Annotated in this window: 23 protein-coding genes and 5 tRNA genes; 10 read left to right on the top strand and 18 right to left on the bottom strand. The window is 72.8% G+C overall.

All coding sequences use genetic code 11. The features are described from left to right. Window positions 1-4 precede the first annotated feature (4 nt). The 9 genes from ACQPY0_RS12225 to ACQPY0_RS12185 form a co-directional block, all read right to left on the bottom strand. Window positions 5-90: transfer RNA gene (locus ACQPY0_RS12225), tRNA-Ser, on the bottom strand. 12 nt (window positions 91-102) lie between these two features. After that, window positions 103-187: transfer RNA gene (locus ACQPY0_RS12220), tRNA-Ser, on the bottom strand. Window positions 188-192: 5 nt separating this feature from the next. Then, window positions 193-265, bottom strand: a tRNA-Leu gene (locus tag ACQPY0_RS12215). A 1-nt stretch (window position 266) separates the two neighbouring features. Beyond that, window positions 267-340, bottom strand: a tRNA-Ala gene (locus tag ACQPY0_RS12210). A 52-nt stretch (window positions 341-392) separates the two neighbouring features. Next, on the bottom strand, window positions 393-836 hold the full coding sequence (locus tag ACQPY0_RS12205; protein ID WP_432988019.1) for an HNH endonuclease: 444 nt from the start codon (window positions 834-836) through the stop codon (window positions 393-395). 58 nt (window positions 837-894) lie between these two features. Next, window positions 895-967: transfer RNA gene (locus ACQPY0_RS12200), tRNA-Leu, on the bottom strand. Between the two features lie 304 nt (window positions 968-1271). After that, window positions 1272-1892, bottom strand: a complete 621-nt coding sequence (locus tag ACQPY0_RS12195) for a hypothetical protein (protein WP_432988017.1) — start codon at window positions 1890-1892, stop codon at window positions 1272-1274. 82 nt (window positions 1893-1974) lie between these two features. After that, window positions 1975-2385 (bottom strand): response regulator, encoded by a 411-nt coding sequence (locus ACQPY0_RS12190; RefSeq protein WP_432988016.1) that lies wholly within the window; start codon window positions 2383-2385, stop codon window positions 1975-1977. 59 nt (window positions 2386-2444) lie between these two features. Beyond that, window positions 2445-3185 (bottom strand): hypothetical protein, encoded by a 741-nt coding sequence (locus ACQPY0_RS12185; protein ID WP_432988013.1) that lies wholly within the window; start codon window positions 3183-3185, stop codon window positions 2445-2447. Between the two features lie 449 nt (window positions 3186-3634). On the opposite strand from ACQPY0_RS12185, the gene ACQPY0_RS12180 reads away from it, so the two are divergent. Together ACQPY0_RS12180 and ACQPY0_RS12175 are read left to right on the top strand one after the other, a co-directional pair. After that, window positions 3635-4600 (top strand): sodium:calcium antiporter, encoded by a 966-nt coding sequence (locus ACQPY0_RS12180; RefSeq protein WP_432988011.1) that lies wholly within the window; start codon window positions 3635-3637, stop codon window positions 4598-4600. Between the two features lie 35 nt (window positions 4601-4635). Further along, window positions 4636-5025: an STAS domain-containing protein gene (locus tag ACQPY0_RS12175; RefSeq protein WP_432988010.1), complete on the top strand. Its 390-nt coding sequence runs from the start codon at window positions 4636-4638 to the stop codon at window positions 5023-5025. A gap of 1 nt (window position 5026) precedes the next feature. On the opposite strand, the gene ACQPY0_RS12170 is transcribed toward ACQPY0_RS12175, so the two are convergent. From ACQPY0_RS12170 to ACQPY0_RS12160, 3 genes are all read right to left on the bottom strand, one after another. Beyond that, window positions 5027-5176 (bottom strand): hypothetical protein, encoded by a 150-nt coding sequence (locus ACQPY0_RS12170; RefSeq protein WP_432988008.1) that lies wholly within the window; start codon window positions 5174-5176, stop codon window positions 5027-5029. Between the two features lie 465 nt (window positions 5177-5641). Beyond that, entirely contained in the window at window positions 5642-6262 is a 621-nt protein-coding gene (locus tag ACQPY0_RS12165) for a hypothetical protein (protein WP_432988005.1), read from the bottom strand. A gap of 166 nt (window positions 6263-6428) precedes the next feature. Beyond that, window positions 6429-7712 carry a citrate synthase gene (locus tag ACQPY0_RS12160; RefSeq protein WP_432988002.1) on the bottom strand — a complete coding sequence of 428 codons (1284 nt, stop codon included), beginning with the start codon at window positions 7710-7712 and terminating at the stop codon, window positions 6429-6431. A gap of 269 nt (window positions 7713-7981) precedes the next feature. On the opposite strand from ACQPY0_RS12160, the gene ACQPY0_RS12155 reads away from it, so the two are divergent. Both ACQPY0_RS12155 and ACQPY0_RS12150 read left to right on the top strand, forming a co-directional pair. Beyond that, window positions 7982-8428, top strand: a complete 447-nt coding sequence (locus tag ACQPY0_RS12155; protein WP_432987999.1) for a hypothetical protein — start codon at window positions 7982-7984, stop codon at window positions 8426-8428. 78 nt (window positions 8429-8506) lie between these two features. Then, window positions 8507-8842, top strand: coding sequence for a sortase domain-containing protein (locus ACQPY0_RS12150; protein WP_432987996.1), 336 nt, complete (start codon window positions 8507-8509; stop codon window positions 8840-8842). Here the strand turns inward: ACQPY0_RS12150 and ACQPY0_RS12145 are convergent. Further along, window positions 8832-10145, bottom strand: coding sequence for a hypothetical protein (locus ACQPY0_RS12145; RefSeq protein ID WP_432987994.1), 1314 nt, complete (start codon window positions 10143-10145; stop codon window positions 8832-8834). The genes ACQPY0_RS12150 and ACQPY0_RS12145 overlap by 11 nt on opposite strands. Window positions 10146-10221: 76 nt before the next feature. Here ACQPY0_RS12145 and ACQPY0_RS12140 point away from each other — a divergent pair, with 76 nt between their 5' ends. The 5 genes from ACQPY0_RS12140 to ACQPY0_RS12120 all read left to right on the top strand — a co-directional run bounded on the left by ACQPY0_RS12140 (window position 10222) and on the right by ACQPY0_RS12120 (window position 14385). Beyond that, window positions 10222-10896 (top strand): uracil-DNA glycosylase, encoded by a 675-nt coding sequence (locus ACQPY0_RS12140; RefSeq protein WP_432987991.1) that lies wholly within the window; start codon window positions 10222-10224, stop codon window positions 10894-10896. A gap of 1 nt (window position 10897) precedes the next feature. Continuing rightward, window positions 10898-12214 (top strand): MacS family sensor histidine kinase, encoded by a 1317-nt coding sequence (gene macS / locus ACQPY0_RS12135; protein WP_432987989.1) that lies wholly within the window; start codon window positions 10898-10900, stop codon window positions 12212-12214. A gap of 112 nt (window positions 12215-12326) precedes the next feature. Further along, on the top strand, window positions 12327-12863 hold the full coding sequence (locus tag ACQPY0_RS12130) for a hypothetical protein (RefSeq protein ID WP_432987986.1): 537 nt from the start codon (window positions 12327-12329) through the stop codon (window positions 12861-12863). Beyond that, the gene (locus ACQPY0_RS12125) at window positions 12856-13659 is read left to right on the top strand and encodes a MerR family transcriptional regulator (RefSeq protein WP_432987983.1); all 804 of its coding nucleotides are present in this window, start codon (window positions 12856-12858) and stop codon (window positions 13657-13659) included. The genes ACQPY0_RS12130 and ACQPY0_RS12125 overlap by 8 nt, the downstream gene beginning before the upstream one ends. Window positions 13660-13752: 93 nt before the next feature. Next, a complete protein-coding gene (locus ACQPY0_RS12120; RefSeq protein ID WP_432995192.1) occupies window positions 13753-14385 on the top strand; it encodes a response regulator in 633 nt (210 codons plus the stop codon). A gap of 49 nt (window positions 14386-14434) precedes the next feature. Here ACQPY0_RS12120 and ACQPY0_RS12115 read toward each other — a convergent pair whose 3' ends face one another. After that, a complete protein-coding gene (locus tag ACQPY0_RS12115) occupies window positions 14435-14734 on the bottom strand; it encodes a hypothetical protein (protein ID WP_432987980.1) in 300 nt (99 codons plus the stop codon). 108 nt (window positions 14735-14842) lie between these two features. On the opposite strand from ACQPY0_RS12115, the gene ACQPY0_RS12110 reads away from it, so the two are divergent. Continuing rightward, window positions 14843-18280, top strand: coding sequence for an SCO7613 C-terminal domain-containing membrane protein (locus ACQPY0_RS12110; RefSeq protein ID WP_432987977.1), 3438 nt, complete (start codon window positions 14843-14845; stop codon window positions 18278-18280). Window positions 18281-18283: 3 nt separating this feature from the next. On the opposite strand, the gene ACQPY0_RS12105 is transcribed toward ACQPY0_RS12110, so the two are convergent. From ACQPY0_RS12105 to ACQPY0_RS12090, 4 genes are all read right to left on the bottom strand, one after another. After that, window positions 18284-19177, bottom strand: a complete 894-nt coding sequence (locus tag ACQPY0_RS12105; RefSeq protein ID WP_432987975.1) for a Gfo/Idh/MocA family protein — start codon at window positions 19175-19177, stop codon at window positions 18284-18286. A 182-nt stretch (window positions 19178-19359) separates the two neighbouring features. Then, window positions 19360-21021, bottom strand: a complete 1662-nt coding sequence (locus tag ACQPY0_RS12100) for a protein kinase domain-containing protein (protein ID WP_432987973.1) — start codon at window positions 21019-21021, stop codon at window positions 19360-19362. Window positions 21022-21178: 157 nt separating this feature from the next. Beyond that, entirely contained in the window at window positions 21179-22441 is a 1263-nt protein-coding gene (locus tag ACQPY0_RS12095; RefSeq protein WP_432987971.1) for a glycosyltransferase family 4 protein, read from the bottom strand. Window positions 22442-22652: 211 nt separating this feature from the next. Continuing rightward, entirely contained in the window at window positions 22653-24593 is a 1941-nt protein-coding gene (locus ACQPY0_RS12090; protein WP_432987968.1) for an amylo-alpha-1,6-glucosidase, read from the bottom strand. Window positions 24594-24720 lie beyond the last annotated feature (127 nt).

Below are 24720 nucleotides of genomic sequence, written 5' to 3'. Positions count from 1 at the left end.
GAGGCGGGAAGGGTGGGAGTCGAACCCACACGGGCGTGAACCCAACGCCGTTTTCGAGACGGGTGCCGGCACCAATCGGCTGGCCTTCCCAACAAGGCCACGCGGAAAGTGAGGGAATCGAACCCCCGCGGGGTCTCCCCCGTCGACGGCTTAGCAAGCCGCAGCCTTACCACTCGGCCAACCTTCCTCGAGTACCCGGGAGAGGACTCGAACCTCCAACCTCCTGGACCTGAACCAGACGCCTCTTCCGTTGGGCTACCCGGGCGTGGACCCGACCGGACTCGAACCGGTCACCTCCGCTTTGCAGGAGCGGCGCTCTGCCAAGATGAGCTACGAGCCCGAAGGGCCCCGGCGGCGGGCGGTAGCGAAGAGCCGGCCGCCGGGGCCATCTATCAGCGCTGGACGAGCGCGCTCCACGTCGGAACCGACGGCTTGACGCGCAGCACCAGGCCCGCTTCGGCGGGGGTGCGGTCACCCTTGCGCTGGTTGCAGCCCGTGCAGGCCGCAACGGTGTTCTTCCAGGTGTTCCGGCCGCCGCGGGAGCGGGGCAGGATGTGGTCGATCGTCGTCGCCTCGGCGCCGCAGTAGCCGCAGCGGCGGCCGTCGCGGGCGTGGACGCCGGCGCGGGACCACGCCGGGCCGACGGTGAACCGCCAGCGGGTGACGACGTACGACACGAGCCGCACGACCCGCGGGAGCGGGTAGACCCCGATCAACCGGTCCGGCTCCGCCTCGTGAACGACGGCCACCTCGCGCAGGAGCATGCGGATGGCGTGGCGGAGTGAGACCCGGTGCAGGGGTCCGAGGTCGGCGTTGAGTACGAGAACCGCGGTCACCGGGCCTCCTCCCTTCATCTGCACGAGCAACCGACATACGAAACCGAACGATCTTGCGTGTCGCGAGCGGGAGTCGAACCCGCACCGATCCCCTTTTGAGAGGGACGCCTCTACCGTTGGGCTACCGCGACCTGAAGAATGCAATTTTCAATGAACAACTTCAATGCATAAGTGCACAAAAAAACCGCCCGTTGGTTGGCCCGGGCGGCTGGCGAGTCGGGGTGTACTCCCCTAGCCTCGCCACCTACCCGTAGCCTTTGACAAGCCGCTGAGCAGCCAGGACCGACCGCCGACCGACAGCGCGGCGGCACCGGTCGCGCTGGGCGCTTCCAGTCGTAGCTCGCGGTGCCCGTTCATCGTCCGATCCCTCTCATCTCGCTGTCCGTCGCCTCGATGTGTTCAAAGATAGGCGCGCCGTCCGGGCGGCGCAAGAGATTAAATGGCGGCCGTGTAATGCGCGAGGTACAGGTTCATCTCGTCGGTGGACTCGTCGCCCTCGTTCACGCTGAACCACAGCGAGTTCTCCAGCCAGAAGCGATGGATGAACTGCTCGAAGCCCTCGGAGGCGCGGACCATGTTGGCGATCAGCGTGTCGCGGTCGACCTCCTCCAGGCCGACGACCTCCAGCAGCCACGGCGAGGCGATCACGAACGGCTCGGCGCCGGGGCGCAGGTAGAGGTACCAGATGACGGCGTCCTGCTGGTCGCGCAGGAACCGCACGAGCTGCGCCGACGGCTCGACCGGGCTCGGCACCGGGCGCGGGGCCAGGTCGAAGTCGCAGCCGGTGCAGGAGGGGATGGCGTCCATCAGGACCTGGCTGCTCATGAACCGCTTGAACGGGGCCGGCAGCGCGATGTGCTCGCCGAGGGCGGCGACGTCCATGGCCCGCAGCGGGTCGTGCGGCGCGCCGGGGGCCAGCCAGGAGAACGTGCCGTCGAAGCGGGACTCGTCGACGACCGGCAGGCTCTCGATGGGATAGAGCTCGTACGTTCCGATGCTCGCCCGGGCGGCACCCAGATCCGTGCCCCACCAGCCGTTCGGGAAGTCGATCGTCATGCGTGGCACGGTAGTTCGACGCCTGGGGTTCTTCCGTCGCCTATCGGACCATCGGGGGTGCCTTTCGGGTCAGGATCCCAGATCAGGCACTCACGGCGGGCTCGGGACCGGCCAGTGGGACGAGGCCCAGATAGGTCAGTTTGGCGACGATCGCGTCGTTGGTGAACGGCTTGATCACGTATTCGTGGGCGCCGGCGGCGAGCGCGCGCACGATCTGGCCGTGCTCGCTCTCGGTGGTGACCATCATGAGCGTCATCTGGCGCAGGTGCTTCTGCTTGCGCACGGCCATCACGAACTCGAGCCCGTTCATCTCGGGCATGTTCCAGTCGATGAGCGCGAGCGCGGGCTTGAGGTCGTCGTCCCAGATCTGGTCGAGCGCGTCCTTGCCGTTGGTGGCCTCGCGAACCTCGAACCCCAGGGGCAACAGAATCCGTTTCAGGATGCCCCTCATCGCGCGCGAGTCGTCGATGACCATGGCGAGCTTGTTGTCCATGCGGGCCCTCCCTCGCGTCCCTGATCGGCACGCGGGCCCACCACCTGAGCAAAGCCGCGTCAGGGGGCCTTGCTGGTGCGCTTGAGCCGGGTGGTGGTCGTGGCGTTGGTGAGGCTCATGGCGACCGACCCGCAATTGACCTTCATCGGCGGGGGCACCCGGGCCTCCAGGGGGCCGCTGTAGTCGGTGTGGCCGTTGCGGATGAAGGTCTCGGTGCCGGACGGGCGCGGCGAGGAGTACGTCACGGTGCCGTTCGCGTATTTGAACTGGTAGGAGATGTAGCCGGAGAAGACGTAGTCGAACTGGGTGGAGCCGTTGCTGCCGCGCAGGTGCATGCCGTCGCCGTAGTCGATCACGACCCGGCCGCTCTCGTTGTAGCGATGGTAGGCGCCGTTGCCGGTGAACGGGAAGGTGCCGGTGTTGAGCACCGTGACCTGCTCGTCGTGCTGCTCCTCCAGCCAGACGCCGAGGATGCACGGCGCGGCGCCAGGGCTCGCGGACGCGGATTCGCCCGCACCGGGCAGGTCGCCGAGAGTGCCGGTCGGGGTGGGGGTGGGCTCGTCCTCGGCCAGGGTCGGCGAGACGCTGGCGGCGACGACCGGGTTGGTGCCGCCGGTGCTCTGGGTCTGCTTGTCGCCGCTGGAGGTGGCGGCGTAGACGATCACGGCGCCGACCAGCACCAGGGCGACGACGCCGAAGATGATGCCGGGGATCAGCAGCGGGTTTCGCGTTCGGGGCGGGGGCGCGACGGCCGGATAGGGCTGCGGCGGCGGGAAATACGCGGCGGGCGGCGGCTGCACCGGCGGAGGCGGCTGGACTGACTGAGGCGGCTGGACCGGCTGCGCTGGCTGAGGCGGTTGCACCGGTTGCGCCGGGCCCCGGTAGAGGCGGCACTTCACGCAGTAGCCGGCGGGGTCGATGCCCTCGGCTGCGCAACGTGGACACTGCACTCGACCGCTCCCCTCCAACCAGGGGTCAATCTACCGCGACGTCCACAGTGGAGGCAGCCCCGCCCTGCGGCTCAGCCCTCGAAAATGGTGAGACCGGCATCCACGGGGGAAGACGCCGGTCTCGTTGAAAACTGTAGAGCGCCACACGCCTTTGCGCCAGCGGTGAAAGATGGCAATCTCACGTCAACACCCAGCGAAGTCGGCCGATCACCCAACGCTACGCGAAGTCGGCGCGCGGCCGGTGGCCTCGTGGCGACCGGTATCGTGTCGAGCCAGGCGCGATCGCTGGGAGGAGGCGGATGTCGACCCTGTTCGTGGCCGGGCTCGGCATCGTCGGCCTGGCGCTGCTGACGTACGGCGCCGACCAGCTCGTCGTGGGCGCGGGGCGCCTGGCGACGGTGCTGCGGGTGGCGCCGGTGATCGTCGGGGTCGTGGTGATCGGCCTGGGCACCAGCGCGCCGGAGTTCGTGGTCTCGGGCACCGCCGCGGTGCGGGGCAACGCCGGGCTGGCGCTGGGCAACCTGGTCGGGTCGAACATCCTCAACCTCACGCTGATCCTGGGCGTGGTCGCGGTGGTCTCGCCGGTGCTGGTGCGCTCGTCGGTGCCGGTGCGCGAGGCGCCGCTCATGGTCGCCGGGGTCACCGTCTTCGGGGCGTTCGCGCTGGTGGGGCTGAAGTTCGTGGCCGGAATACTGCTCGCGCTGCTCAGCATCGGGGCGCTGGTGCTGCTGGTGCGCCTGTCGCGGGTGCCGCCGGACGACCCGCTGCCCGACGACGTCGCCGCGTTCGTCGAGCCGCCGCCGGCGCCCGGGCGGTGGTGGGTCGAGGCGACGCGGACCGCGCTCGGGCTGGCCGCGACGCTGGGCGGGGCGCAGCTGCTGGTCGCCAACGCGTCCACGCTCGCGCACCGGTGGGGCGTCAGCGACACGGTGATCGGCTTCACGTTCGTCGCCGTCGGCACGTCGCTGCCCGAGCTGATGACCTCGGTGCAGGCCCAGCGGCGTGGTGAGGGCGATCTGATGGTCGGCAACCTGCTGGGCAGCAACCTGTTCAACAGCCTGATCGGCGGGGCCGTGGTGGGGCTGGCGGCCGGGCCGGGCCGGATCGCGCCGTTCGGGTTCGCGGCGGTGACCGCGATGGTCGTGGCCGGAATCCTGGCGTGGCTGCTGCTGCGGCGGAACAACCGCATCACCCGCGCGGAGGCGTGCGTGCTGCTGTGCGCATACGCGGTGATGCTGCCGTTGTTGATCTCCGCCAGCCCCTGACGTTTCCGGTTTCACGGGCTGGGTACGCGGTCGTAATGGGCGACGCAATGGTCCGGACCCACCAGTCCGGCGAGCTACCCGGCGGCACGGTCGTGGTTGAGGTCCTTGGCCCGCTCGAGGCGGCCACCGTGGGCGCGCTGCGCTCGGTGGTGCTGGACACCGTGGAGACGTACCGGCCCCGGCTGCTCGCCGTCGACCTGCGGCGGGTGCCGTTCATGGATTCGATCGGCATCGGCGCGCTGGTCGCGGCGAACAACAAGGCGCGCGAGGTGGGCGGCACGATGGAGGTGCGCAGCCCGTCGCCGTTCGTGCACCGCCTGCTGCAGATCACCGGCCTGACGGAGCTGTTCGGTCTGCCGGACCTGCCCGACGACGCCCCCGTCTCGGGCGCGTCGGCCGACCTGGGCGAGCCCCGCAAGTCCTGAGTCACCGCGCGTCGCGGTCGACGACGATCGTGCAGATGCCGCCGGCGGCGTCCACCCCGCAGCGCGAAGAGCCAGCCGCCGAAGCCGAGGAGGTCGCCTCGTGCGCGCCCTTCGAGCTAGAAAGGAAGACCGCCCCAGTGCCGATGCTCACGCGCCCCGCTCCCCCGCCGGCCCACACCCGCACCGGCCTGAATGCGCACTGGGACGGTGCCCTCGGCGCCGGGGAGCGCGAGGTCGATGGCACAGACCCCGCCGACGAGGGACGACGGCCCGCCGGGATCGCGACACGCGGGGTTTCAGCGATGGCGGGCATGCCATTGGTGGTCTCCCGGTCCGCGAACGGGCAAACCTCGCAGGCAAGACCGAAACAAAAGACCAGGAACCAGGAGTCCAGGAACCAAGAACCGGGGCCGCCGCCACGGGGGAAGCGGCGGCCCCGGCGTCCTTGGGTTGCACGAAATGTACTCCCCCCGCGCCGCCCTGCACAGCCCCCAATTCGTGCCGTCTTGCCAACCGTGTGGATCTGTCCAATGTGGAGCACAAGATTGCACACGATCGCACAATCGTTGCCACGCCACGGATTCCGCGACGCAGTACTGGCAGGAAGGTTTCGAGTTCAGGCCAGCTGGGCGGCGCGGTGGCCGGCCTCGGCGGGGGTCAGCAGCTCGCCGTCGAGGACCACGGCCCAGAAGGCATCCAGCGGGATCCGCTCGAACAGCGGGGAGCCCAGGCCCTCGAAGACGTCCTCGGGCACGAGCTTGAGCGACGTCGTCACCACGATCGTGGGAATGCTGCGGGCCAGGGCCAGTGTGCCCTTGATGTTGAGCACGCGGGTGGGGCTGATCGCGTCGGCGCCGGCGACGCCGGTGGCGGGCTCCAGGCCCTCGGTGCCGGCCCGGTCGACGGTGCCGGCGGGCAGCGGGGCGACGGCGGCCTTGACCAGCGCGCTGCTGGGGGCGGTGCGGACCCAGCCGCCGCGCTGCTCCAGCAGCCGCGTCGCCACCGCGACCGAGCGCTCGACGTCGCGGTCGAGCTGGTCGCGGATGGCGCGCAACGCGGGGCCGGGGTCGGAGCTGTTGGCGGCCCGGGCGATGTGCCACATCGAGGCGTACCCCGGCAGGAGCCCGGGCAGCGGCGCCACCATCGCACGCAGGGTCGCCAGATCATGCACGAACTCGGCGAGGCCGTCGAGGACCTGCCGGGCTACCCCGGTGGCCCCCGACGTGCGGTCCTGCACCGCCGCGCTCAGTAATGGCGACAACGTTGGCGCGCTCATGCTGGCTCCGTATGCTCACCTGTCGGAAAAACGGACAACGACCCCAGACGGACTCATGTATGAGACAGCTGGGGTCGATCTCCGTCAAGTAGACAAACGAGCAAGAACCGCTCGGCGCAGCGGGTCTTTACCGTGCGGCAATCGGCGTGTAATCCCGTGCCCCGTAACCGGTGTAGACCTGGCGCGGACGGCCGATCTTGGTCTCCGGGTCGTTGATCATCTCGCGCCACTGGGCGATCCAGCCGGGCAGCCGGCCGAGGGCGAACAGGACCGTGAACATGGTGGTCGGGAAGCCCATGGCCTTGTAGATCAGGCCGGTGTAGAAGTCGACGTTGGGGTACAGCTTGCGGGAGACGAAGAAGTCGTCGGCCAGCGCGATCTCCTCGAGCTGCATGGCCAGGTCGAGCAGCGGGTCGGGCGTCGACATACGGCCCAGGACCTCCTGCGCGGCCTTCTTGACCAGCGCCGCGCGGGGGTCGTAGTTCTTGTAGACGCGGTGGCCGAAGCCCATGAGGCGGACGCCCGCCTCCTTGTTCTTGACCTTGCGCACGAACGACTGGATGTCGCCGCCGTCGGCGTGGATCTCCTGCAGCATCTCCAGCACGGCCTGGTTGGCACCGCCGTGCAGGGGACCGAAGAGCGCGTTGACGCCGGCCGAGACGGAGGCGAAGAGGTTGGCCTGGCTGGAGCCGACGAGGCGGACCGTGGAGGTCGAGCAATTCTGCTCGTGGTCGGCGTGCAGCAGCAGGAGCATGTCGAGGACCTTGACCGCGACCGGGTCGACCTCGTACGGCGTGGAGGGGACGCCGAAGGTCATGCGCAGGAAGTTCTCGACGTAGCCCAGGGAGTTGTCCGGGTAGAGCATGGGCTGGCCGATGGCCTTCTTGTACGCGTACGACGCGATCGTGGGCACCTTGGCCATGAGCCGGATGGTGGAGATCTCCACCTGCTCGTTGTCGAACGGGTTGAGGCTGTCCTGGTAGAACGTCGACAGCGCGCTGACCGCGGAGGAGAGCACGGCCATCGGGTGCGCGTCGCGCGGGAAGCCGTCGAAGAAGCGGCGCATCTCCTCGTGCAGCAGCGTGTGGTGCTGGATGCGGTCGGTGAACTCCGCGAGCTGGGTGGTGCTGGGCAGTTCACCGTGGATGAGCAGGTACGACGTCTCCAGGAACGTCGAGCCCTCGGCCAGCTGCTCGATCGGATAGCCCCGATAGCGCAGGATGCCCTCGTCCCCGTCGATGTAGGTGATCGAGGAGACACACGACGCCGTGTTGACGAAGCCGGTGTCGAGGGTGACCTGGCCGGTCTGCTTCAGCAGCGAGCCGATCTCCAGCCCGCCGGGGCCCTCAGTCGCCTTGTGTACCTTGAGCTGGAGCTCGCCGTCGGGGTATGTGATGTTGTACTCACTCATGCGCGTCGTTCCCGTCCCATCCCGCAGTCCGGCTCCTGGCCGCGGCCGCCATTGCCCACGACCGGCGCTTATGACGCCTTCGCGCAGGATTACACGAGAACACGCCCGAACGTTCGGCGGGGCAGGCCACTGCGACATATTTCCTACTCGTGACGTCCGTTCGCGCCTGAAATTCATCGTCGCAGCGGCAGTCACACCGGACCATCTTTCCCACCGTCCCTCGCCGGAGGTGTGCCTACTTCACCCACTTTACTGGTGATTTGTACGGCATGCAGGCACTCCTGACGGCGGTCGGCGCACTCGCGCTGGCCCCCGCCGCCGGCCCGAGCGGGGCGGTCGCGCCCGACACCGTCCGACCGGGCGCGGCCGTCACCTTCAGCGTGGACTGCGCCGAGGGGGTGCGCTCGGCCGACGTCGCCGGGACGGCACTGGGGCTGCCCGCCCTGATCCCGATGACGGCGCAGGCCCGATCGGGGGCGTTCGCCGTGACGGCCGGCCTGCCCGAGAGCATCCAGGAGGGGACGTTCAACGTCGGAATCGGCTGCGGGGACGGCACCTCGACCGTGGTGCAGCTCGTGGTCTCGCCCGCGGGCGGGGTGGCGACCGGGGACGGCACCACCGCCCGGGGACCGGACCACGCGCTCGCTGGGCTCGGCGGTGCTCTGCTCGCCATCGGCGCCGCCGGTGTCTACCTGCTGCGGCGGCTGCGCTACTGATCGCCGGGGCGCTGCTGGCGCGCACCGGCGTGCTGTCCGAGCCCGCGCGGCAGCCGTCCGGGGCGACCGGTCGAGCCGGTGGGGTGGTACCGGCGCGGGCCGGCCCCGGGCGAGCGCGGCAACGCCGTGCTCGCCGGGCACGTCGACTCGGCCGCCTCCGGCCCGGCGGTCTTCTACGGCCTGCGCCGGCTCGAACCCGGCGACCGGGTCACGGTCGCGCGGGCGGACGGCTCCACCGCCGCGTCCCGGGTCGATTCCGTGCGCCTGTTCGACCGGGCCGCCTTTCCGGCCGCGCTCGTGTACGGCCCGGCGCCCGACGCCCACCTGCGGCTCGTCACGTGCGGGGGCGCCTTCGACCGGGGCCGGGGCGAGTATCTGGGCAACACCGTGGTCGCCGCCTCGCTCACGTACTGAACGGCTCCAGCGTGACGGCGTGCATCCGGCGCGGGTCGACGCCCCGCTGCCGGAGCATGTTGCGCATGACGCCGACGGCGAGGGGGCTGCCGCTGATGTACACGTCGTGCGACGTCCACTCCCCGAAGTCCACGACCACCTGGGGCAGGGAGCCGCTGAAGTACGGGTGCGCCGGGCCCCGCGCCACGACCGGGTGCACGGTCGCGTGGGCGCAGCGGGCCGCGTGCTCGCGCAGCGACTCGAGGTCGTAGAGGTCGTCGCGGGTCGACACGCCCCAGAACAGGTGCACGACCCGCTCGTCGCGGCGCTCGGCGAGCTCGCTCAGCAGCGCCTTGACCGGGGTGACGTGCACGTCCTCGGCGACGATGAGCACCGCGCCGGACGCGCCGCGCTCGATGACGAAGTCGCCCTCGGCCCGGTGCAGGCGGATCGGGTCGCCGACGCGGGTGTCCCGCACGAGCGCGGCGGTCGCCCGGTCGCCGGGCACCGCCTGCACGTGGATCTCGATGTGGCCGTCCTGGGCCGGCGGGTCGCCGATCCAGCAGGCGCGCCAGGCCCCCGGCACGTCGTGGCACTCGACGATGGCGCGCTGGCCGGCGTGGAACGGGTACGGCAGGTCGGTGCCCACCGTGAGCACGACGACGTCGTCGCGGCGGCGGTCGTGGGCGAGCACGGTGCCCGTCCAGAACGGCGTCTCGCCGTGGTACAGCTGCGCACCCTGGCGCAGCCAGCCGGTCGCGAAGCGCCACAGGTCGCGCCAGGCGCTCGCGTCCTCGTCGCTCCAGCGCCCGCCGCGCTCCTCGCGCACGGCCGCCAGCAGTGCGTCGCCGAACAGGTCGAGCTGGCGCCCGCGGGTGGCCAGCAGCGCGTCGAGCGCGGGTGCGAGCCGGCCGAGGGCCGGCACGACGGCGCTGGGCTGGTCGAAGTGCTCCAGCAGCCAGGTCAGGGACCGCTCGGCCGCGGCCGGGTCGGCGGCGACCGCCGTGTGCAGGATCGTGCGCTGCTCCGGCGGTACCTCGCACAGCCGCCGCACCACCCCGTGCACGTCGCCGACGGCGTCGCGGAGCCGGGCCTGCAGCTGCGGAAGATAGCCGTGTTCGCCCTCTTTCGGCCCGTCCACCGGCCCGTCTTGTGGGAGACTGTCCTGTGGACCCGGATTTACGCGGCGATCGCCCTTCTGCACCGACCTCTGCTGTTTGGGCGGGGCTTGCCGGTTTTCGCCCGCCTGTTCGAGCCGCTGCCGCCAGGACCACAGCACGGTGAGCGGCTCACCGCCGCTGCCCACGGGTCCGACCTGCGTCATGGTCCGATTTTATCCGGATAAATCCGAGTTTCGGCCGGTACAGAAAATGTCGCACCCTACTCGTAGAGTGCCCTGCATGTCGTTGGATCTGCTGGAGCTCCTCCCCGCCGGCTGGCGTGACGTGATGAAGCCGCATCTCGACCTCGAGGTCGTGCAGCGCCTGCAGGCGTTCGTCGAGCAGGAATACGCGGCCGGCCCGGTCTACCCGCCGCTGCCGGACCTCTTCACCGCGTTCCGGCTCTGCCCGCCCGAGCAGGCCCGGGTGCTCGTCCTGGGCCAGGACCCCTATTTCAAGGAGGGCCAGGCCCACGGCCTGAGCTTCTCGGTGCGCCCCGGCGTGTCCGTGCCACCGTCGCTGCGCAACGTCTACAAGGAGCTGCGCGACGACCTCGGCGTCACCCCGCCGAAGAACGGCGACCTGACCCCCTGGGCCGCCGACGGCGTCCTGCTGCTCAACGCGGTCCTGACCGTCCGCGCCGGCAAGGCCGCCTCGCACGCCGGCCGCGGCTGGGAGCACTTCACCGACGCGGCGATCCACGCGCTGAACAATTTCGAGCGGCGGGTCGTGTTCGTCCTGTGGGGCGGATACGCGCGCAAGAAGGCCGTCCTGGTCACCAACCCGCAGCACGTGGTCATCGAGGCCGGCCACCCCAGCCCGATGAACCCGGCCGGCTTCCTCGGCTCCCGCCCGTTCAGCAAGATCGCGGCCGCCCTCGACGAGGCCGGCCTGCCCCCGGTGCACTGGGTCTGACATGGCCGGCGGGGGGCTGCCCGGTCTGGAGGGCCCGCTGTGGCGGGCGCTGCTCGTCTTCCGCGTCACCGCGCTCGGCTACGCCGCGGTCCTCATGGTCAACAACTTCCGCGGCTACGCCTGGCCCCCCGGCGGCTGGTTGATCATCGCCGTGATGACCGTCTGGACGGTGGTGAGCAGCCTGGCCTACGCGCGCCCCGAGCGCCGCGGCTGGCCGCTGCTCACCGCCGACCTGGCGGTCGCCGCGGCCTGCCTGCTCGCCTCCCGCTGGATCGTCCACCCCCCGGGCCTCGGCGTCGGCGCGCCGACCCTGCCCATGGCCTGGGTCGCGAGCCCGGTCGTCGCCTGGGCCATCTCGGGCGGCCGCCGGCGCGGGGCCGTGGCCGCCGTCCTGCTCAGCATCGCCGACGTGATCGTCCGCAACGGCTTCAGCCAGGCCACCGTCAACGGGCCGGTCCTGATGATCCTGGCCGGCATCGGCGTCGGGCACATCGCCCGCCTGGCGATCGACGCCGAGGCCCGCCTGCAGCAGGCCACCGAGCTGGAGGCCGCCACCCGCGAGCGCGAGCGCCTGGCCCGCGGCATCCACGACTCGGTCCTGCAGGTCCTGGCCCTGGTCCAGCGCCGCGGCGCCGAGCTGGGCGGCGAGGCCGCGGAGCTGGGCCGCCTGGCCGGCGATCAGGAGAAGGTGCTGCGCACCCTGGTCACGTCCGCCCCCGCGGTCTCGGCGCTGCCGCCCTCCCCCGCGATGGCCCCCTCCCCCGCCGCGCCGGCCTCCCCGGCCGCTGCTCGTTCGCGCTTCTCCGGCCCCCGCTCCCCGGGCCGCTCCTCTCGGTCGCGCTCGTCCGGCCCCCGCGCCTCCGGCTCCCGCTCGTCCAGGTCCCGCTCGTCCGGGTCCCGCTCCTCCGGCTCGCGCCCGCCCGCCCCGCCCGAGCCGGCCGATCTCAGCACGCTGCTCGGCTCCCACGCCTCGGACACGGTCACCGTCGCCGCGCCCGCCGCGCCGGTCCACCTGCCCGCTCCGGTCGCCGCGGAGGTCGCCGCGGCCGTCGCCGCCGCCCTGGACAACGTGGCCCAGCACGCCGGCCCGGCCGCGCGCGCCTGGATCCTGCTGGAGGACCTCGACGACCGGGTCGCGGTGACCATCCGCGACGACGGCGCCGGGATCCCCGACGGCCGGCTGGCGGAGGCCGAACGCGCCGGCCGCCTCGGCGTGGCCCAGTCGATCCGCGGCCGCATCCGCGACCTGGGCGGCACCGTCACCGTGACCTCGTCCCCCGCCGCGGGCACCGAGATCGAGCTCACAATCCCCCGCTGACCTCCGCTCCCAGACCACCCAGATCGTGCGCAAGCCTCGCATCGCTGCGGTAGGAGCGGATTCACGGACGCGGCTTGACCCTCACGTCGCGTGAGGCCGGAGGGTGGGGTGCATGAGCAACTACTACAACGCTTTCGAGATGAGCCCGGTGCCGAGTCCCGGCCCGGATGCGGTTGCGCCGGAGCCGTTCCGGGGCATCTATGGAATGCCCGCGTTCGTGACGATCCCCACGAGCGATCTGGCGGCGTCGGTGGACTTCTGGAGTCGTGGGCTCGGGTTCTTCGAGCTGTTCAGCATCCCCGGCAGGCTTGTGCATCTGCGCCGGTGGGCGTTCCAGGACGTGCTGCTCGTTTCCGCGGCGAGCGTCCCGGCGCAGGCACCGGCGATGAGCGTCAGTTTCGCGTGCGTGCTCAGCCAGATCGATTCCCTGGTCGAGGACTGTCGTGCGGTGAGCCCGAACTCGGTCGACGGCCCACGGGAGACTCCCTGGAACACCCGCGATGTGGAGGTGATCACCCCCGAGAACGCACGGGTCGTGTTCACCGCGGCGAAGCCCTTCGATCCGGCCAGCCAGGAGGCGCGGAACCTGGAAGCCATCGGGATCACCCCACCGGGCGCCGACCGCGGCGACAATGAGGAGCATGCCTGATGCCGCTGCCGTCGATGGCCTGACCGTCGGTCAGGTCTCGACGTGGTTGGGCGTGACAGTCCGCGCGTTGCACCACTGGGATGACATCGGTCTGGCGCGACCGTCGCTGCGCACGGCTGGAGGATACCGGCTCTACACCGCCGGCGATCTGGAACGCCTGCACCGCATCGTCGTCTACCGGGAGATCGGCCTCGGCCTGGACAGGATTCGGGCCATCCTGGACGATTCGACCGCAGACGTGCCCGGCGCGTTGCGCGCGCAGCGCACCGAGGTTGCCCAGCGGATCGAGCGCCTCCAGCAGCTCAGCGCCGGCCTGGACCGGATGATCGCCGCCCACGAGCGCGGCCTGCTGCTGACCGTCGAGCAGCAGGCCGCGATCTTCGGCCCCCAGTGGAACCCGGACTGGCCCGCCCGAGCCCGTCAGCGCTACGGAGACACGACACAATGGCAGCAGTACGCCGAACGCTCAGCCGCTCGCAGTCCGCAGCAGTGGCAGGCCATCGCCGACACCATCGCCGAGCTCGACCGTGCCTTCGCCGACGCGATGGACGCCGGTGTCACCCCTGGCAGCCCAGCAGCGAATCAGCTCGTCGAGCGGCACCGCGAAGTGTTCACTTCGTACTTTCCCCTCACCAGGCAGATGCAGGTCTGTCTCGGGCGCATGTATGAGGCCGATCCGGCATTCGCTGCCCACTACGACGGCATCCGCGCCGGCCTGGCCACGTGGTTCCGGCAAAGCGTCGACGCCAGCGCACGCGCCCACGACATCGACCCCGACACCGCCACCTGGCAGTAGGGCGCGGTGTCGGGACACCCGGTGTCCGGAGCCGGGGCGGAAAGGCTCAGCGTTTATGGTGCTGGGGTGGAGAGCGGGGCGAAGCTGCGGGTGATGGTGGTCGATGACCACCCCATGTGGCGCGAAGGGGTCGCGCGGGATCTTTCCGAGGCCGGATACGAGGTCGTGGCCGCCGTCGGCGAGGGGGCCCAGGCCGTTCGCATCGCCGGGTCGGTGCGGCCCGCTGTCGTGGTGCTCGACCTGCAACTACCGGACCGGTCCGGGGTCGAGGTCATCCAGGGCATCCTCGCGTCGTGCCCCGAGGTGCGGATCCTCATGCTGTCCGCCAGCGGGGAGCAGCAGGACGTGCTCGACGCGGTGAAGGCGGGCGCGACCGGATACCTGGTGAAGTCCGCGGCGCGCGAGGAGTTCCTGGCGGCCGTGCGGCGCACCGCGGAGGGCGACCCGGTGTTCACGCCGGGGCTGGCCGGGCTGGTGCTCGGGGAGTTCCGGCGGCTGGCGAGCGTCACGCGGGCCGAGGACCCGGACGCGCCGCGGCTCACCGAGCGGGAGACCGAGGTGCTGCGGCTGGTGGCGAAGGGCGTGACGTACAAGGAGATCGCCGAGCGGCTGGTCCTGTCCCACCGGACGGTGCAGAATCACGTGCAGAACACGCTGGGCAAACTGCAGCTGCACAGCCGCGTGGACCTGGTCCGCTACGCCATCGAACGCGGCCTCGACGAATAGACCGGCGCGGGCAGCCGTCCAGCGCGCGGCTTCTCGCGCCCAGGCGGGGTCAGACGCCGAAGATGTCGAGCAGGTAGTGGCCGAGCACCTCGGCGTGGTTGAGGTCGAGCACGAGCACCAGGAAGACGTTGGGCCGTTCGCAGTTGACCAAGACATGTTGCAGGTTGCCCCGGGGCATGTGCCACGCGTACGTGACGGTGCCCTCGGAGAAGTCGTGGCCGGCCAGGTCGGACTCGGGTATCTGGTCGAAGTACGCCCAGAAGTCGAACGGGGGATCGTCGTCCGGTCCGATCTGTACCGGTTCGGGCTCCATCGTCGCCTTGTACTCAGCCTCGGTGAGCAACCGCATCACGACAGCATGCTCGCACCGGGCGGCCTGGGAACACGCGGGTACTCAGGCGGGATTGAGTAGCCCAGCGGTGCCGGCCGGCGGGCGGGCCGGCGCATCCTGATCGGCATGGTGAGCTATCCCTGCCCCTTCTGCGGTGCGCCGGCCGGCCTCGAGTCCGGCTGCCGCGGCTGCGGGCGGCCGCCCTACCCCGACGCCGCCGAGGTCGTTCGCCTCAACGCGCAGACGCGGGAGCTGTACGCCGAGGTCCAGGCCGCCCGCGTCCGTTACGGGGCCGCCGCGTTGCGTTACAACACAGTGGTCTCGCAGCGTAACCTGCTCGCCGCGCGGGTCAAGGCCGCGGTATCCGACGCGCTCCGGCCCCCGATCACAGCCCGGCCGGCGAGCGACGCGCCGGGGTCGGCACCCACCGGAAGCGGACTCGCCACCGACCCGAGTGCCGGCGGATCGGGCGGAACCGGGGCTGCGGCGGGCAGTGGCGGGGTCCCGCGGGGGGAGGCGGCGCCGCGGACGGTACAGAACGCGCTCTTCGTGCTGGGCGGGTTGTTGCTGGCCAGTGCGGCGGTCGTGTTCGCGGCCGTGGCGTGGGCCGCGTACGGGGTGACGGGGCGCGCGGTGATCCTGGCCGCCGTCACCGGGCTGACGCTGGCCGTGCCGCCCGTCGCGCTCTGGCGGAAACTGCGCGCCACCGCCGAGACGTTCGCGGCGCTCGGCATCCTGCTGGTGGTGCTCGACGGATACGCGGCCTGGTACGTCAACCTCGCCGGGCTCGCCGACCTCGCCTCGCCGCAAACGTACGCGGGGTGGACGTTCGCGGTCGCGGCGGGCGCCGGGGGCGGGTACGCGCTCGCGACCCGGCTGCGGGCGCCGCGGCTGGCGGCAGTCGTCGCGGTGCAGCCCGTCCTGCCGCTGCTCGCGCTGCACCGGGGGCTCGGGGCGACCGGGTGGACGCTCGTGCTCGTCTGCGTGGCGGCGGTCGGGGTGCTGCTGGCGCGTACGGCCGAGCGGGTCGCCTGGGTCGCGGCCGGCCTCGCCGCGCTGGCCGCGCTGCCGCCGGCGTTGCACGCCCTGGCCACCGTGGACGGTGTGGCCGGGGCCGCCCGGATCGCCGGTGTCGTCGCGCTGCTGGCCGCGCTCGTCGTCGCGGCCGGGGCGATGCACCCGCGGACCGTGCAGCCGGCGGCCGGGATCGCGGCCGTGATCCTGGCGCCGGCCGCGGCGCGGCTCGTCGCCGAGGTCCTTCCCGGGCAGCGATACGTCGCCTTCGCCGCGCTGACGATCCTCTTCGCCGGGCTCGCGCTCGTCGTCCCGCGACGGGTCCGGGCCGGGGTGCGGGCCGGGGCGCTGGTGGTGACGGGGGCGTTCGCCGCGCCGTACGTGGGGTTCGCGCTCGTGGCGGCCGTGCGGACCGCATCCGCCGGGCTGCCGGCCTGGCCGGCGCGGGTCGCCGAGGCCGGGCACCTCTTCGGCTGGCAGGAGCCGGTCGCGCTGGTGCTGCTGGCCGTGGCGCTGGGGCTGCTGGTGCGGCACCGCGCGGTACCGTGGACGGCTCTTGTGCTTGTCGCTTTCGCCGCCCCGATGGCGTGGGACGCCCCGGCTTCCATTGTGGATGGTGTCGCGCTGCTCGGGCTGCTCGTGGCGGCCCTGCGGGCCGACCGGGTCGCCCTGGCGGCCATGCCGTTCGTGGCCGCGCACCTGGCGGTCGCCGCTCTGGCGAGCCCGGCCGCGACCCTGGCCGCCTACGCCTTCCTCTGTGGACTGTCCACTGTGCTGGCCGTCCGCGCCGCCGGGCGCGGCACCGGACTCCCGGCGGCCGTCGCGGGCCTGCTCGCCCTGCCCGTGGCGGCCGCCGCCGCGGGACGGCTCCTCGGGGCCGGCACCGGGCCGGTCCCGCCCGCGCTCGCCGGCGCCACGGCCGGCCTGGTCCTGGTCACGGCGGCCGCGCTGGCGCTGGGCAACCGGGCCTGGAACGCGGGCACGATCGCCACGGCGACGGCGGGCGCGGGCGTGGCGGTCGCGGCGGCGGCGTGCTCGGGGGCCGACGGCGGCTCGATCTGGTTCGGCACCTACGCGGCCGCCGCGCTGGCCGGCACGTGGCTCGCCGCCCGCGGTTTCCGCCCGCTCCCGGCTGCCGCGCCGGAGGGTTCCGGGCGGCCCTGGGCATCCACTGTGGAGGGTGTCCGAACCGGGCACGCGGGCGCGGCCGTGGTGCCCGCGGTGCTGGTCGTGGTGTCGCTGCTGCCGGCCGTCGGCGAGGCGCTGCTGCGGCCGCTGGCCTGGCTCGGCGCGGTCTGGCGCGGTGCGCCCGCCGGGGTCGGCCTCGGCCCGGACGGCACCGAGTTGTGGGCGGGGCGGCCGCCGGCCTTCGGGGCCGCGGCCTCGGCGGTCACGCTGGCGGTGCTGGCCGGGCTGACCTGGTTCGTGGCCGGGCGGGCCGGCGCGCCGCGGTGGTCCTCGGCGGCGGCGCCGGCGGGGCTCGCGGTGGTGCTCGGGTGCGTCGCGGCGGGTGCGCCGTGGCCGGTGGTACCGCTCGTGACGCTGGCCGCGGGGCTGGCCGGCGGGCTCGGGGCGGCGCTGCGGCGGCCCGCACCGGGGGCGGTGGTCGCCGCGGTGGCGTGCTGGTTCGGGATCGTGCCGGGGCTGGCGGGGTGCCTGGCCGACCGGGCGGCGACGCTCGCCGGGCTCGGGGCCGTGGTCGCGGCCGGCGTGGCGGCCGGTGCCGCCGGGCGGTCCGCCGCCGCGCGCGCCGTCGCCTGGCCGATCGCCGCGCTCGCCGGGGCCTGGCTGGCCTTCGCCGCGGGGCGGGCGGCCGAGCTGCCGCTGCGGGCTACGGCGTACTGGGTGCTGCTCGCGGCCGGGATCGCGCTCGCCGGCGGCTACCTGCTGCGGCGGCGCCGGCCGGAGGGGCGGGCGCTGGACGCCGTCGCGCACGGGGTCGCGGTCGTGGCGTTCCTGCTCGCGATCGGGGACGTCGCGGCGGCGGCCGGGGTCACGGGGCTCTGGGGTGTCGCGCTCGGGCTGCGGGCGCTCGCGGGCGGGGCGCGGATTCCGTACACCGTGGGGGCGGTGGTGGCCGAGTTCGTCGCGTACGAGCTGGCGCTGGTGGCCCGCGGCGGGGCGGTGACCGAGGCGTACACGGTGCCGATCGCCCTCGCGCTGCTGGTCGCCGGGTGGGTGGCCGCCCGGCGGAACCCCACGCTTCGCAGCTGGACGGCGTTCGGGGTGGGGCTGCTGGCCGGATTCCTGCCGAGCCTCGCGCTGGTGCTCGTGCAGCCGGGGGCACCCGGGCGGCGGTTGGTGCTCGGGGCGGCGGCGGTCGCGGTGGTACTCGCCGGGGCCCGGCTGCGGCTGCGGGCGCCCATCGCCGTCGGCGGGCTGGTGCTCGCCGTGCTCGCCGGGCACGAGGTGGTCCTGTTCTGGGACTACCTGCCGCGGTGGGCGCCGCTGGCGGTCGCCGGGGCGCTGCTGGTCGGGTTCGCGGTGACCTACGAGCGGCGGATTCGCGACCTGAACCGCCTCCGGGCGGCGATGGGCCGGATGCGCTGAGCCTCAGACCGTGACGATGGTGGCCGTGTGGCGGGCCTGCTCCGCCGCGGCGAGGATCCGCACGACCTCGGCGCCGAACCTGGCGTCGCAGCCGTGCGGGGTGCCCGTCGCGGCGGCGTCGAGCAGGGCCGAGACCGCGGTGCCGAACGCCTCGACCTGGGTGGCGTCCCACTCGGGCAGGGTGGTGGCGCCGTGCTCGCCGAAGTACGAGAAGCCGAAGCTCGTCGCGTCGGGGGCCGCGTTCAGGGTCAGCGAGAGCGTGCTCGCGGCGCCGCCCTCGTGGCGCAGCAGGAGGTGGACGGTGTCGCGGGGGCCCTCGGCGGCGGAGAGGTCGACGACCGGGCCGAGCAGGGGCAGTACGACCGAAAGGGCGTGCGGGCCGACATCCCACAGGCCGCCGTGCCGCTTGCGCCAGACCGAGCCCGCGTAGGGGTTGCCGGGCTGGAAGATCGAGGCGTACATCGTGCCGTGGGCCGCATACCAGCCGCCGACGGCCGCGTTGTCGCGCAGGAACGCCTCGACCGAGGGCACGAACCGGTTCGTGAAGAAGACCAGCGTCGCCACGCCGGCCGCGTCGGCGGCGGCCACGACCTCGTCGGCCGCGGCCGGGTCGAGCGCCAGGGGCTTCTCGAGCAGCAGGTGCTTGCCGGCCTTGGCGGCCTTGACGGCCAGCGGCGCCTGGACGTCCGGCGGCAGCGCGATCGCCACGGCGTCGACCTCGGCCAGGAGGGCGTCGACGTCCTCGTAGGCCGGGACGCCGTACGTCGAGCCGAGGTTCGCCGCCTTGTCGGCACTACGGCCCCAGACGCCGACCAGCGTCGCCGAGGGATGCGTGGCCAGCGCCGCCGCCTGCGTGACCGTCGCCCAGTGTCCCGTGCCCAAAACGCCGAATCGCATCGGACCATTGTCCCCTACGCACCCGCCCCCGCGATCACCGACCGGATCCTCGCCACGCGATGTACGACAGCCGCCGCCGGCCCGGCCGGGTGGGGGCGGATGCCGTGGTGCAGGACCGCGCGGACCATCCCGACCTCGTACGCGCCGAGGCGACGGGGCCGGTGAGCCAGGGCGGTGCCGGATCAGCCCCGCTTGCGTCGGGTGCGCTGGGCGGGCGGGGTGGCCTGGAAGTAGCTCGGCGGCGGGCCGGACTGCCCCGGCCGGCCACCGCGGCGGCTCGGGTCCGGGTCGGGGTCGTTCGGGTCGTTCGGGTCGCCGGGCGGCGGGGGGCCGCCGGGGCCGGGGCCCTGCGGCGGGCCGGTCGGCGGGCGGGACGCCTCCGCCGGCGCCTCGACGTTCTCGGTGATCGCCGGCAGGTTCTCGTCCGGCCCGCGCTGGGCGACACGCAGGTCGCAGGCGGTGTCGTTGAGCTTGAAGTCGCTCGGCGGCCGGGGCTGGCCGCCGTGGCCCCACACGCCGAAGGTGACCGCCTTGCCGGGCGGCAGCGGGGACTGGCCGGCGACCTTCTGCCCGCCGACGCCGGCGGTGTAGGCGCCCGCGCCGTCGACGCGGTCGACCTGCTGGCCACCCCGGAAGATGAAGACCAGCTGCCACGGGTCCAGCGTGCGGTTGCCGATGTTGGCAACGGTAACGCGGGCCTCGAAGCCGCGGTCGACCCCCGGCAGGAACTGGGGATGGATGTAGAAGTCGACGTTGCAGCCGGGCTTGGGCGCCCACGGCTTCCACACGACCATGCCGGTGGTGGCGCCGGCGGCGGCGACGGTCGCGGCGACCGCGGCCCAGGTGCGCCGGGCGGTGCGGTTGGGCGGGCGGTGGTTGCTGCCGCGGCGGGGCACCGGGAGCAGCTCCGCGCGGCGCAGCGACGACGGGGTGTCCTCGTTGACCGGCGGGGCGTGGACCTCCTGGGTGGAGGAGCCGTCCTCGCCGGGCAGGACGACGTGGATGCCGGTCGCGGCGGCCAGGACCCGGGCCACCTCGGCGGCGGACGGGCGGGCGTCGGGGTCCTTGGCCAGGCACCGGGTCACGAGCCGGCCCACCTCGACCGGCAGGCCGGGGATCTCCGGCAGCGGGTGCGGCGGCTCGTACACGTGGTTGGCGATCATCTGCGTCGGCGTGTCCGCGTGCCAGGGCAGGCGGTCGGTGAGGCAGCGGTAGGCGAGCAGGCCCACCGTGTAGACGTCGGTGGCCGCGATCACCCCGCCGCCGAGCAGGCGCTCCGGGGCGAGGTACGCGGGCGTGCCGAACACGGTGCCGTCGCGCTCGTCGTCCGGGTCGTAGGAGCCGGTCAGCCCGGCGACGCCGAAGTCGAGGATCTTGGCACCGGCCGCGGTGAGCATGACGTTGCTGGGCTTGATGTCGCGGTGCACCACCCCGCGGTCGTGCGCGGCGGCGAGCCCGGCCGCGACCTGCGCGCAGACCTGCGTGGCCCGGCGCCACGACATCGGGCCGGAGCGGAGCCGGTCGGAGAGCAGCTCACCCTCCAGCAGCTCCATCACGACATAGGGGCGGCGGCCGTTGCGCCCGGCGGAGACGTCGCCGGCCTCCCCGTAGTCGTGCACGGCGGTGATGTTGGGGTGCTGCAGCCGGGCGACGACCTGCGCCTCGGAGCGGATCCGCTCGCGGTTGCCCGCCTTGCCGGCCAGCTCCGCGGCGAGCAGCTTGACGGCGACGTCCCGGTCGAGGACGAGATCGCGGGCGCGCCATACCACCGCCATGCCGCCTGTGCCGACGGGTGCGATGAGCCGATATCTGTTGCCGAGAACCTCGTCGGCGCTGCCGCTCAACCCAGTTGCCGTCCTGATCGACTCCGGTCGCTGTACCTCGGCCACCGTACCGGGGAAGGAACATTGTGGCGAGACCCAAAATATGCCTGACCCCGGCAAATAGGCTCGCCGGGGTCAGTCGGAAGTCGGTCAGAAGCCGATGTATCAGAGAGTTGGATCACAACGTCAGGAGGTTACCCTCCGGTACGACGATCTGCGGCCGGCCGTGCTCCAGGATCGCGGCGGCCTGCTTGGCGGCGAAGCCGGGTGCCTCGGCGATCGCGGTGGAGTACACCGCGGCGGTGTTCGCGGCGATCGTCGCCCAGCCGTAACGCTCACTGACCATGAAGCGGGCCTGCTTGGCGACCCGGCGGGCGAACGGCTCGTCCGAAAGCAGCGTGCCGACCGAGACGGCGAGCGCGTCGGGGCTCTTGGCCGGGAAGGTCACGCCGGTGACGCCGGGCTCGACGATCTCGGCGAGGCCGCCGGTCGCGGCGACGGCCAGCGGCGCGCCGGCCGAGGCACCCTCCAGGGCGACCATACCGAAGGGCTCGTAGATGCTGGGCACGACGAGGGCGTCGGTGGCGGCCATCAGCGCGGGCAGCTCGCCCTCGCCCATGAAGCCGGCGAAGCTGACCGCCCGCTGCAGCCGCAGCCGGCGCACCTCCTCCTGCAACTCGCCGCGGTGCGGCCCGTCGCCGGCGATGACGACCCGCAGGCCGTTGTGCCGGGCGCGCAGTTCCGGCAGCGCGGCGATGAGATCCTGGACACCCTTCTCGTAGACCAGGCGGCCGGCGTACCCCAGCAGGGGGCCCTCGCCGGCGAAGCGCGCGCGGGCCGCGTTGACCGCGCGCGACGGCGCCCGCCAGACGCTCGCGTCGACGCCGTTGGCGACCACCGACACCCGCGCCGGCGCGAGGTCGAGCAGGCGGGTGACCTCCCAGCGCATGTACTCCGAACAGACCACGACCCGGCAGGCCTCGTGCCCGAGCCACCACTCGACCGAGTGGATGCACTTGTTCATCTCGTCGGGCAGCCAGCCCTGGTGCCGCCCGGCCTCGGTGGCGTGGATCGTGGCGACCAGCGGCAGGTCGAGGCACTCCTTGAGCGTCACCGCGGTGTGCGTGACGAGCCAGTCGTGGGCGTGGATGACGTCGTACTCCCCCGTCGCCGCGGCCCGCAGCGCCGCCCGGGTGAGCGTGTGGTTGAACGCCATCGTCCAGGCCAGCAGGGTATGCGTCGACAGGGGGAACAGCGGCGGGTCCTCTGCCGCCCGGACGATCCGGACGCCCTCGGCGTACTCCTCCAGCGGCGCACCCGGGGCGTGCCGCGTCACCACCGTCACCTCGTGCCCCGCCGTCACCAGCGAGGTCGCCAGGGCGTGAACGTGCCGCCCGAGGCCCCCGACGACCACCGGTGGGTACTCCCACGACAGCATCATGATTCGTAATGGTCGATACCCGGTCCCGATTGGCTCGCTCACGTGGCCGCCCCCACAGATCGTTGATCAAAACGCACGCCAAGGTACCCACGCACAACTGGGCCAACACACGCGAATTCGCCCCCGCGTGTGAGCCGTTGGGTGGGTTTGAGACTCATCCTGCCCGGCGAGGGTTACCAGGGCGGCAAATCTCATTTCTAGGGTGTAACGGTCAGCCGACATTCCTCCGAACGCGTAGTACCTCGGCGACGGACCAGGCCTGGAACGGACAGCCGGTGGCCCGGTGCGGGGCGTCGCCGTCCGCGGTCTCGCTGACCGAGCCCACACCCCAGTCCCACAGGTGCGCCTCGATACCCCGCAGGAGCTCACCGTGATCGCCGGTGGGCCCGGCCGGGTGGGCATCCGCGTACGGGCCGATCATCCAGGGCCACACCGTCCCCTGGTGGTAGGCGGCGTCGCGCTGCGCGGGGCCGCCGGCGTGGACGCCGACGTAGCCCGGGTCGCCGGCCGCCAGGCTGCGCGGCCCGAGCGGTGTGAGCAGGGCGGACACGACCTCGGGGACGGGCCGGCCGCGCATCGGGCCGCCCGGCAGGCTCCACGCCAGGAGCTGGTTGGGCCGCAGCGCCGGATCGTCCCCGCCGGGCCCGTCGACGACGTCGTAGAGGGGCCTCGCATCCTGCGCCCCGGTCGCGGACGGCGACCGGGGCGCGACCGGAAAACGCCGCTCGAAGCTCTCCCGAGCCCGCCTCCGCAGCGCCAGGGTGTCGCTCGCGTCACGGCCGAGGCGCTCCTTGAGGGCCGCGATCCCGGCGAGGCCGTTGACCCACAGCGCGTTCACCTCGACGGGCTTGCCGGCCCGGGGTGTGATCGGAATCCCATCCACGCGGGCGTCCATCCAGGTGAGCGCGACGCCTGGGGCACCCTGGGTGATCAGGGCGTCGCCGTCGGCCCGGATGCCGTAGCGGGTGCCGCGCAGGTGGGCCGCGACGACCTCGTCGAGGGCCGGGAGGAGCTCGGCGGCGAGATCGTCGTCACCGGTGGCGCTCACGTGCCGCTCGACCGCGTGCAGGAACCACAGGGTGGCGTCGACGGTGTTGTGCTCGGTCCGGCCGGTGTCGGCGGTGTTGGCGAGCATGCCGCCGTCGAGGGTGGCCGCGTACGCGCGCAGCAGCTCGCGCCCCTCGTCGTACCACCCGGTGGCGAGGAACAATCCGTCGTAGGAGGTCATCGTGTCGCGGGACCAGGTGCCGAACCAGGGATACCCGGCCACCACGTCAGGGGCGGCCGAATTTCCGTCGAAGGACGCCCCGGCGACCACGAACGCGTCGGCCGCGAGCACCAGGGCCCGGTCGACGTCGTCGGTCGCGTCGTGGGTGAGCGACCGGTTGCGCAGCCGCGCGCGCTGCACGATCCGCCCGGCGCCACGGCGGGCGTCGTCGCCGGCCCAGGCCTCCACCTCCAGGCTCTCGCCGGGCTCCAGGCGCGCGGTGAAGGCGCCGGCGCACCAGAGGTCCTCGTGCGCCGCGAGGCCGCGCTCGCCCTCGACGCGGGCGCGGGCACCGCGGTACCACTGCCCGATCGTGACGAAGCCCTCACCACTGAGGCGGAAGGCGCCCTCGACCAGCGCCCCGGCGTCGTGGGCCACCACGTGCGGGGCCGGGCCGGCGGCGGAGCGCTCGCCGTGCGCGTCGCGCCAGGTGACCAGCGCCTTCAGCGTGAGGGTCACCGGGCCGGGCGCGCTCACCAGCCGGTGCACGACGCCGAGGTGCGATCGGCCGTGGACCATGGCCAGCTCGCGCTCCAGCACGACGGGGCCGATCCGCCAGCGCCAGCGGGGCAGGCCGTCGACGAGGTCGAAGCGCTCGAGCAGGGTGTGGCCGGCCGGGCTGATCGCGCCGCCGGCCCACTCGTGAACGGCCAGCTCGACCTCGGCGCCGGACGGCAGGGTCAGGACCGGGTCGAGGGCGGCCAGGGCCAGGTGGCGGCGGGCCGGCCGGCCGGGCTCGGCGACGACGAGCAGCCCGTGGTAGCGCCGCGTGCGCAACCCCGACACGGTGCCCATCGCGTACCCGCCCGTCCCGTCCGGGACAAGCCACTCACGCGTGGCTCCAACCGACAAATCCCCACATACCTGTGCGCCGTACACCACCATGCGCACAATCTTGGTGGCTTGGGGTGGCGAGCGGCGAGCGCTTCGCCACAAGATTATTGATCAAGGGGCAACTTGGTGTAGGAACAAATGCCACAAACGGGTTCGAATGGTCGAGTCCTCAACTTGA

The organism is Dactylosporangium sp. CA-233914, assembly GCF_050942935.1.
GTDB lineage: Bacteria > Actinomycetota > Actinomycetes > Mycobacteriales > Micromonosporaceae > Dactylosporangium.
The sequence above is the reverse complement of the archived record's forward strand: the minus strand, read 5'-3'. Positions and strand labels throughout refer to the sequence as shown.

Bases quoted from the DNA above. Each gene is read 5' to 3' on its own strand.
- ACQPY0_RS12195 (WP_432988017.1), bottom strand. From the start codon at position 1,892: ATGACGATCGACTTCCCGAACGGCTGGTGGGGCACGGATCTGGGTGCC.
- ACQPY0_RS12190 (WP_432988016.1), bottom strand. From the start codon at position 2,385: ATGGACAACAAGCTCGCCATGGTCATCGACGACTCGCGCGCGATGAGG.
- ACQPY0_RS12180 (WP_432988011.1), top strand. From the start codon at position 3,635: ATGTCGACCCTGTTCGTGGCCGGGCTCGGCATCGTCGGCCTGGCGCTG.
- ACQPY0_RS12175 (WP_432988010.1), top strand. From the start codon at position 4,636: ATGGGCGACGCAATGGTCCGGACCCACCAGTCCGGCGAGCTACCCGGC.
- ACQPY0_RS12160 (WP_432988002.1), bottom strand. From the start codon at position 7,712: ATGAGTGAGTACAACATCACATACCCCGACGGCGAGCTCCAGCTCAAG.
- ACQPY0_RS12155 (WP_432987999.1), top strand. From the start codon at position 7,982: ATGCAGGCACTCCTGACGGCGGTCGGCGCACTCGCGCTGGCCCCCGCC.
- ACQPY0_RS12145 (WP_432987994.1), bottom strand. From the start codon at position 10,145: ATGACGCAGGTCGGACCCGTGGGCAGCGGCGGTGAGCCGCTCACCGTG.
- ACQPY0_RS12140 (WP_432987991.1), top strand. From the start codon at position 10,222: ATGTCGTTGGATCTGCTGGAGCTCCTCCCCGCCGGCTGGCGTGACGTG.
- macS (WP_432987989.1), top strand. From the start codon at position 10,898: ATGGCCGGCGGGGGGCTGCCCGGTCTGGAGGGCCCGCTGTGGCGGGCG.
- ACQPY0_RS12130 (WP_432987986.1), top strand. From the start codon at position 12,327: ATGAGCAACTACTACAACGCTTTCGAGATGAGCCCGGTGCCGAGTCCC.
- ACQPY0_RS12125 (WP_432987983.1), top strand. From the start codon at position 12,856: ATGCCTGATGCCGCTGCCGTCGATGGCCTGACCGTCGGTCAGGTCTCG.
- ACQPY0_RS12120 (WP_432995192.1), top strand. From the start codon at position 13,753: ATGGTGGTCGATGACCACCCCATGTGGCGCGAAGGGGTCGCGCGGGAT.
- ACQPY0_RS12115 (WP_432987980.1), bottom strand. From the start codon at position 14,734: ATGCGGTTGCTCACCGAGGCTGAGTACAAGGCGACGATGGAGCCCGAA.
- ACQPY0_RS12110 (WP_432987977.1), top strand. From the start codon at position 14,843: ATGGTGAGCTATCCCTGCCCCTTCTGCGGTGCGCCGGCCGGCCTCGAG.
- ACQPY0_RS12105 (WP_432987975.1), bottom strand. From the start codon at position 19,177: ATGCGATTCGGCGTTTTGGGCACGGGACACTGGGCGACGGTCACGCAG.
- ACQPY0_RS12095 (WP_432987971.1), bottom strand. From the start codon at position 22,441: ATGATGCTGTCGTGGGAGTACCCACCGGTGGTCGTCGGGGGCCTCGGG.
- ACQPY0_RS12090 (WP_432987968.1), bottom strand. From the start codon at position 24,593: ATGGTGGTGTACGGCGCACAGGTATGTGGGGATTTGTCGGTTGGAGCC.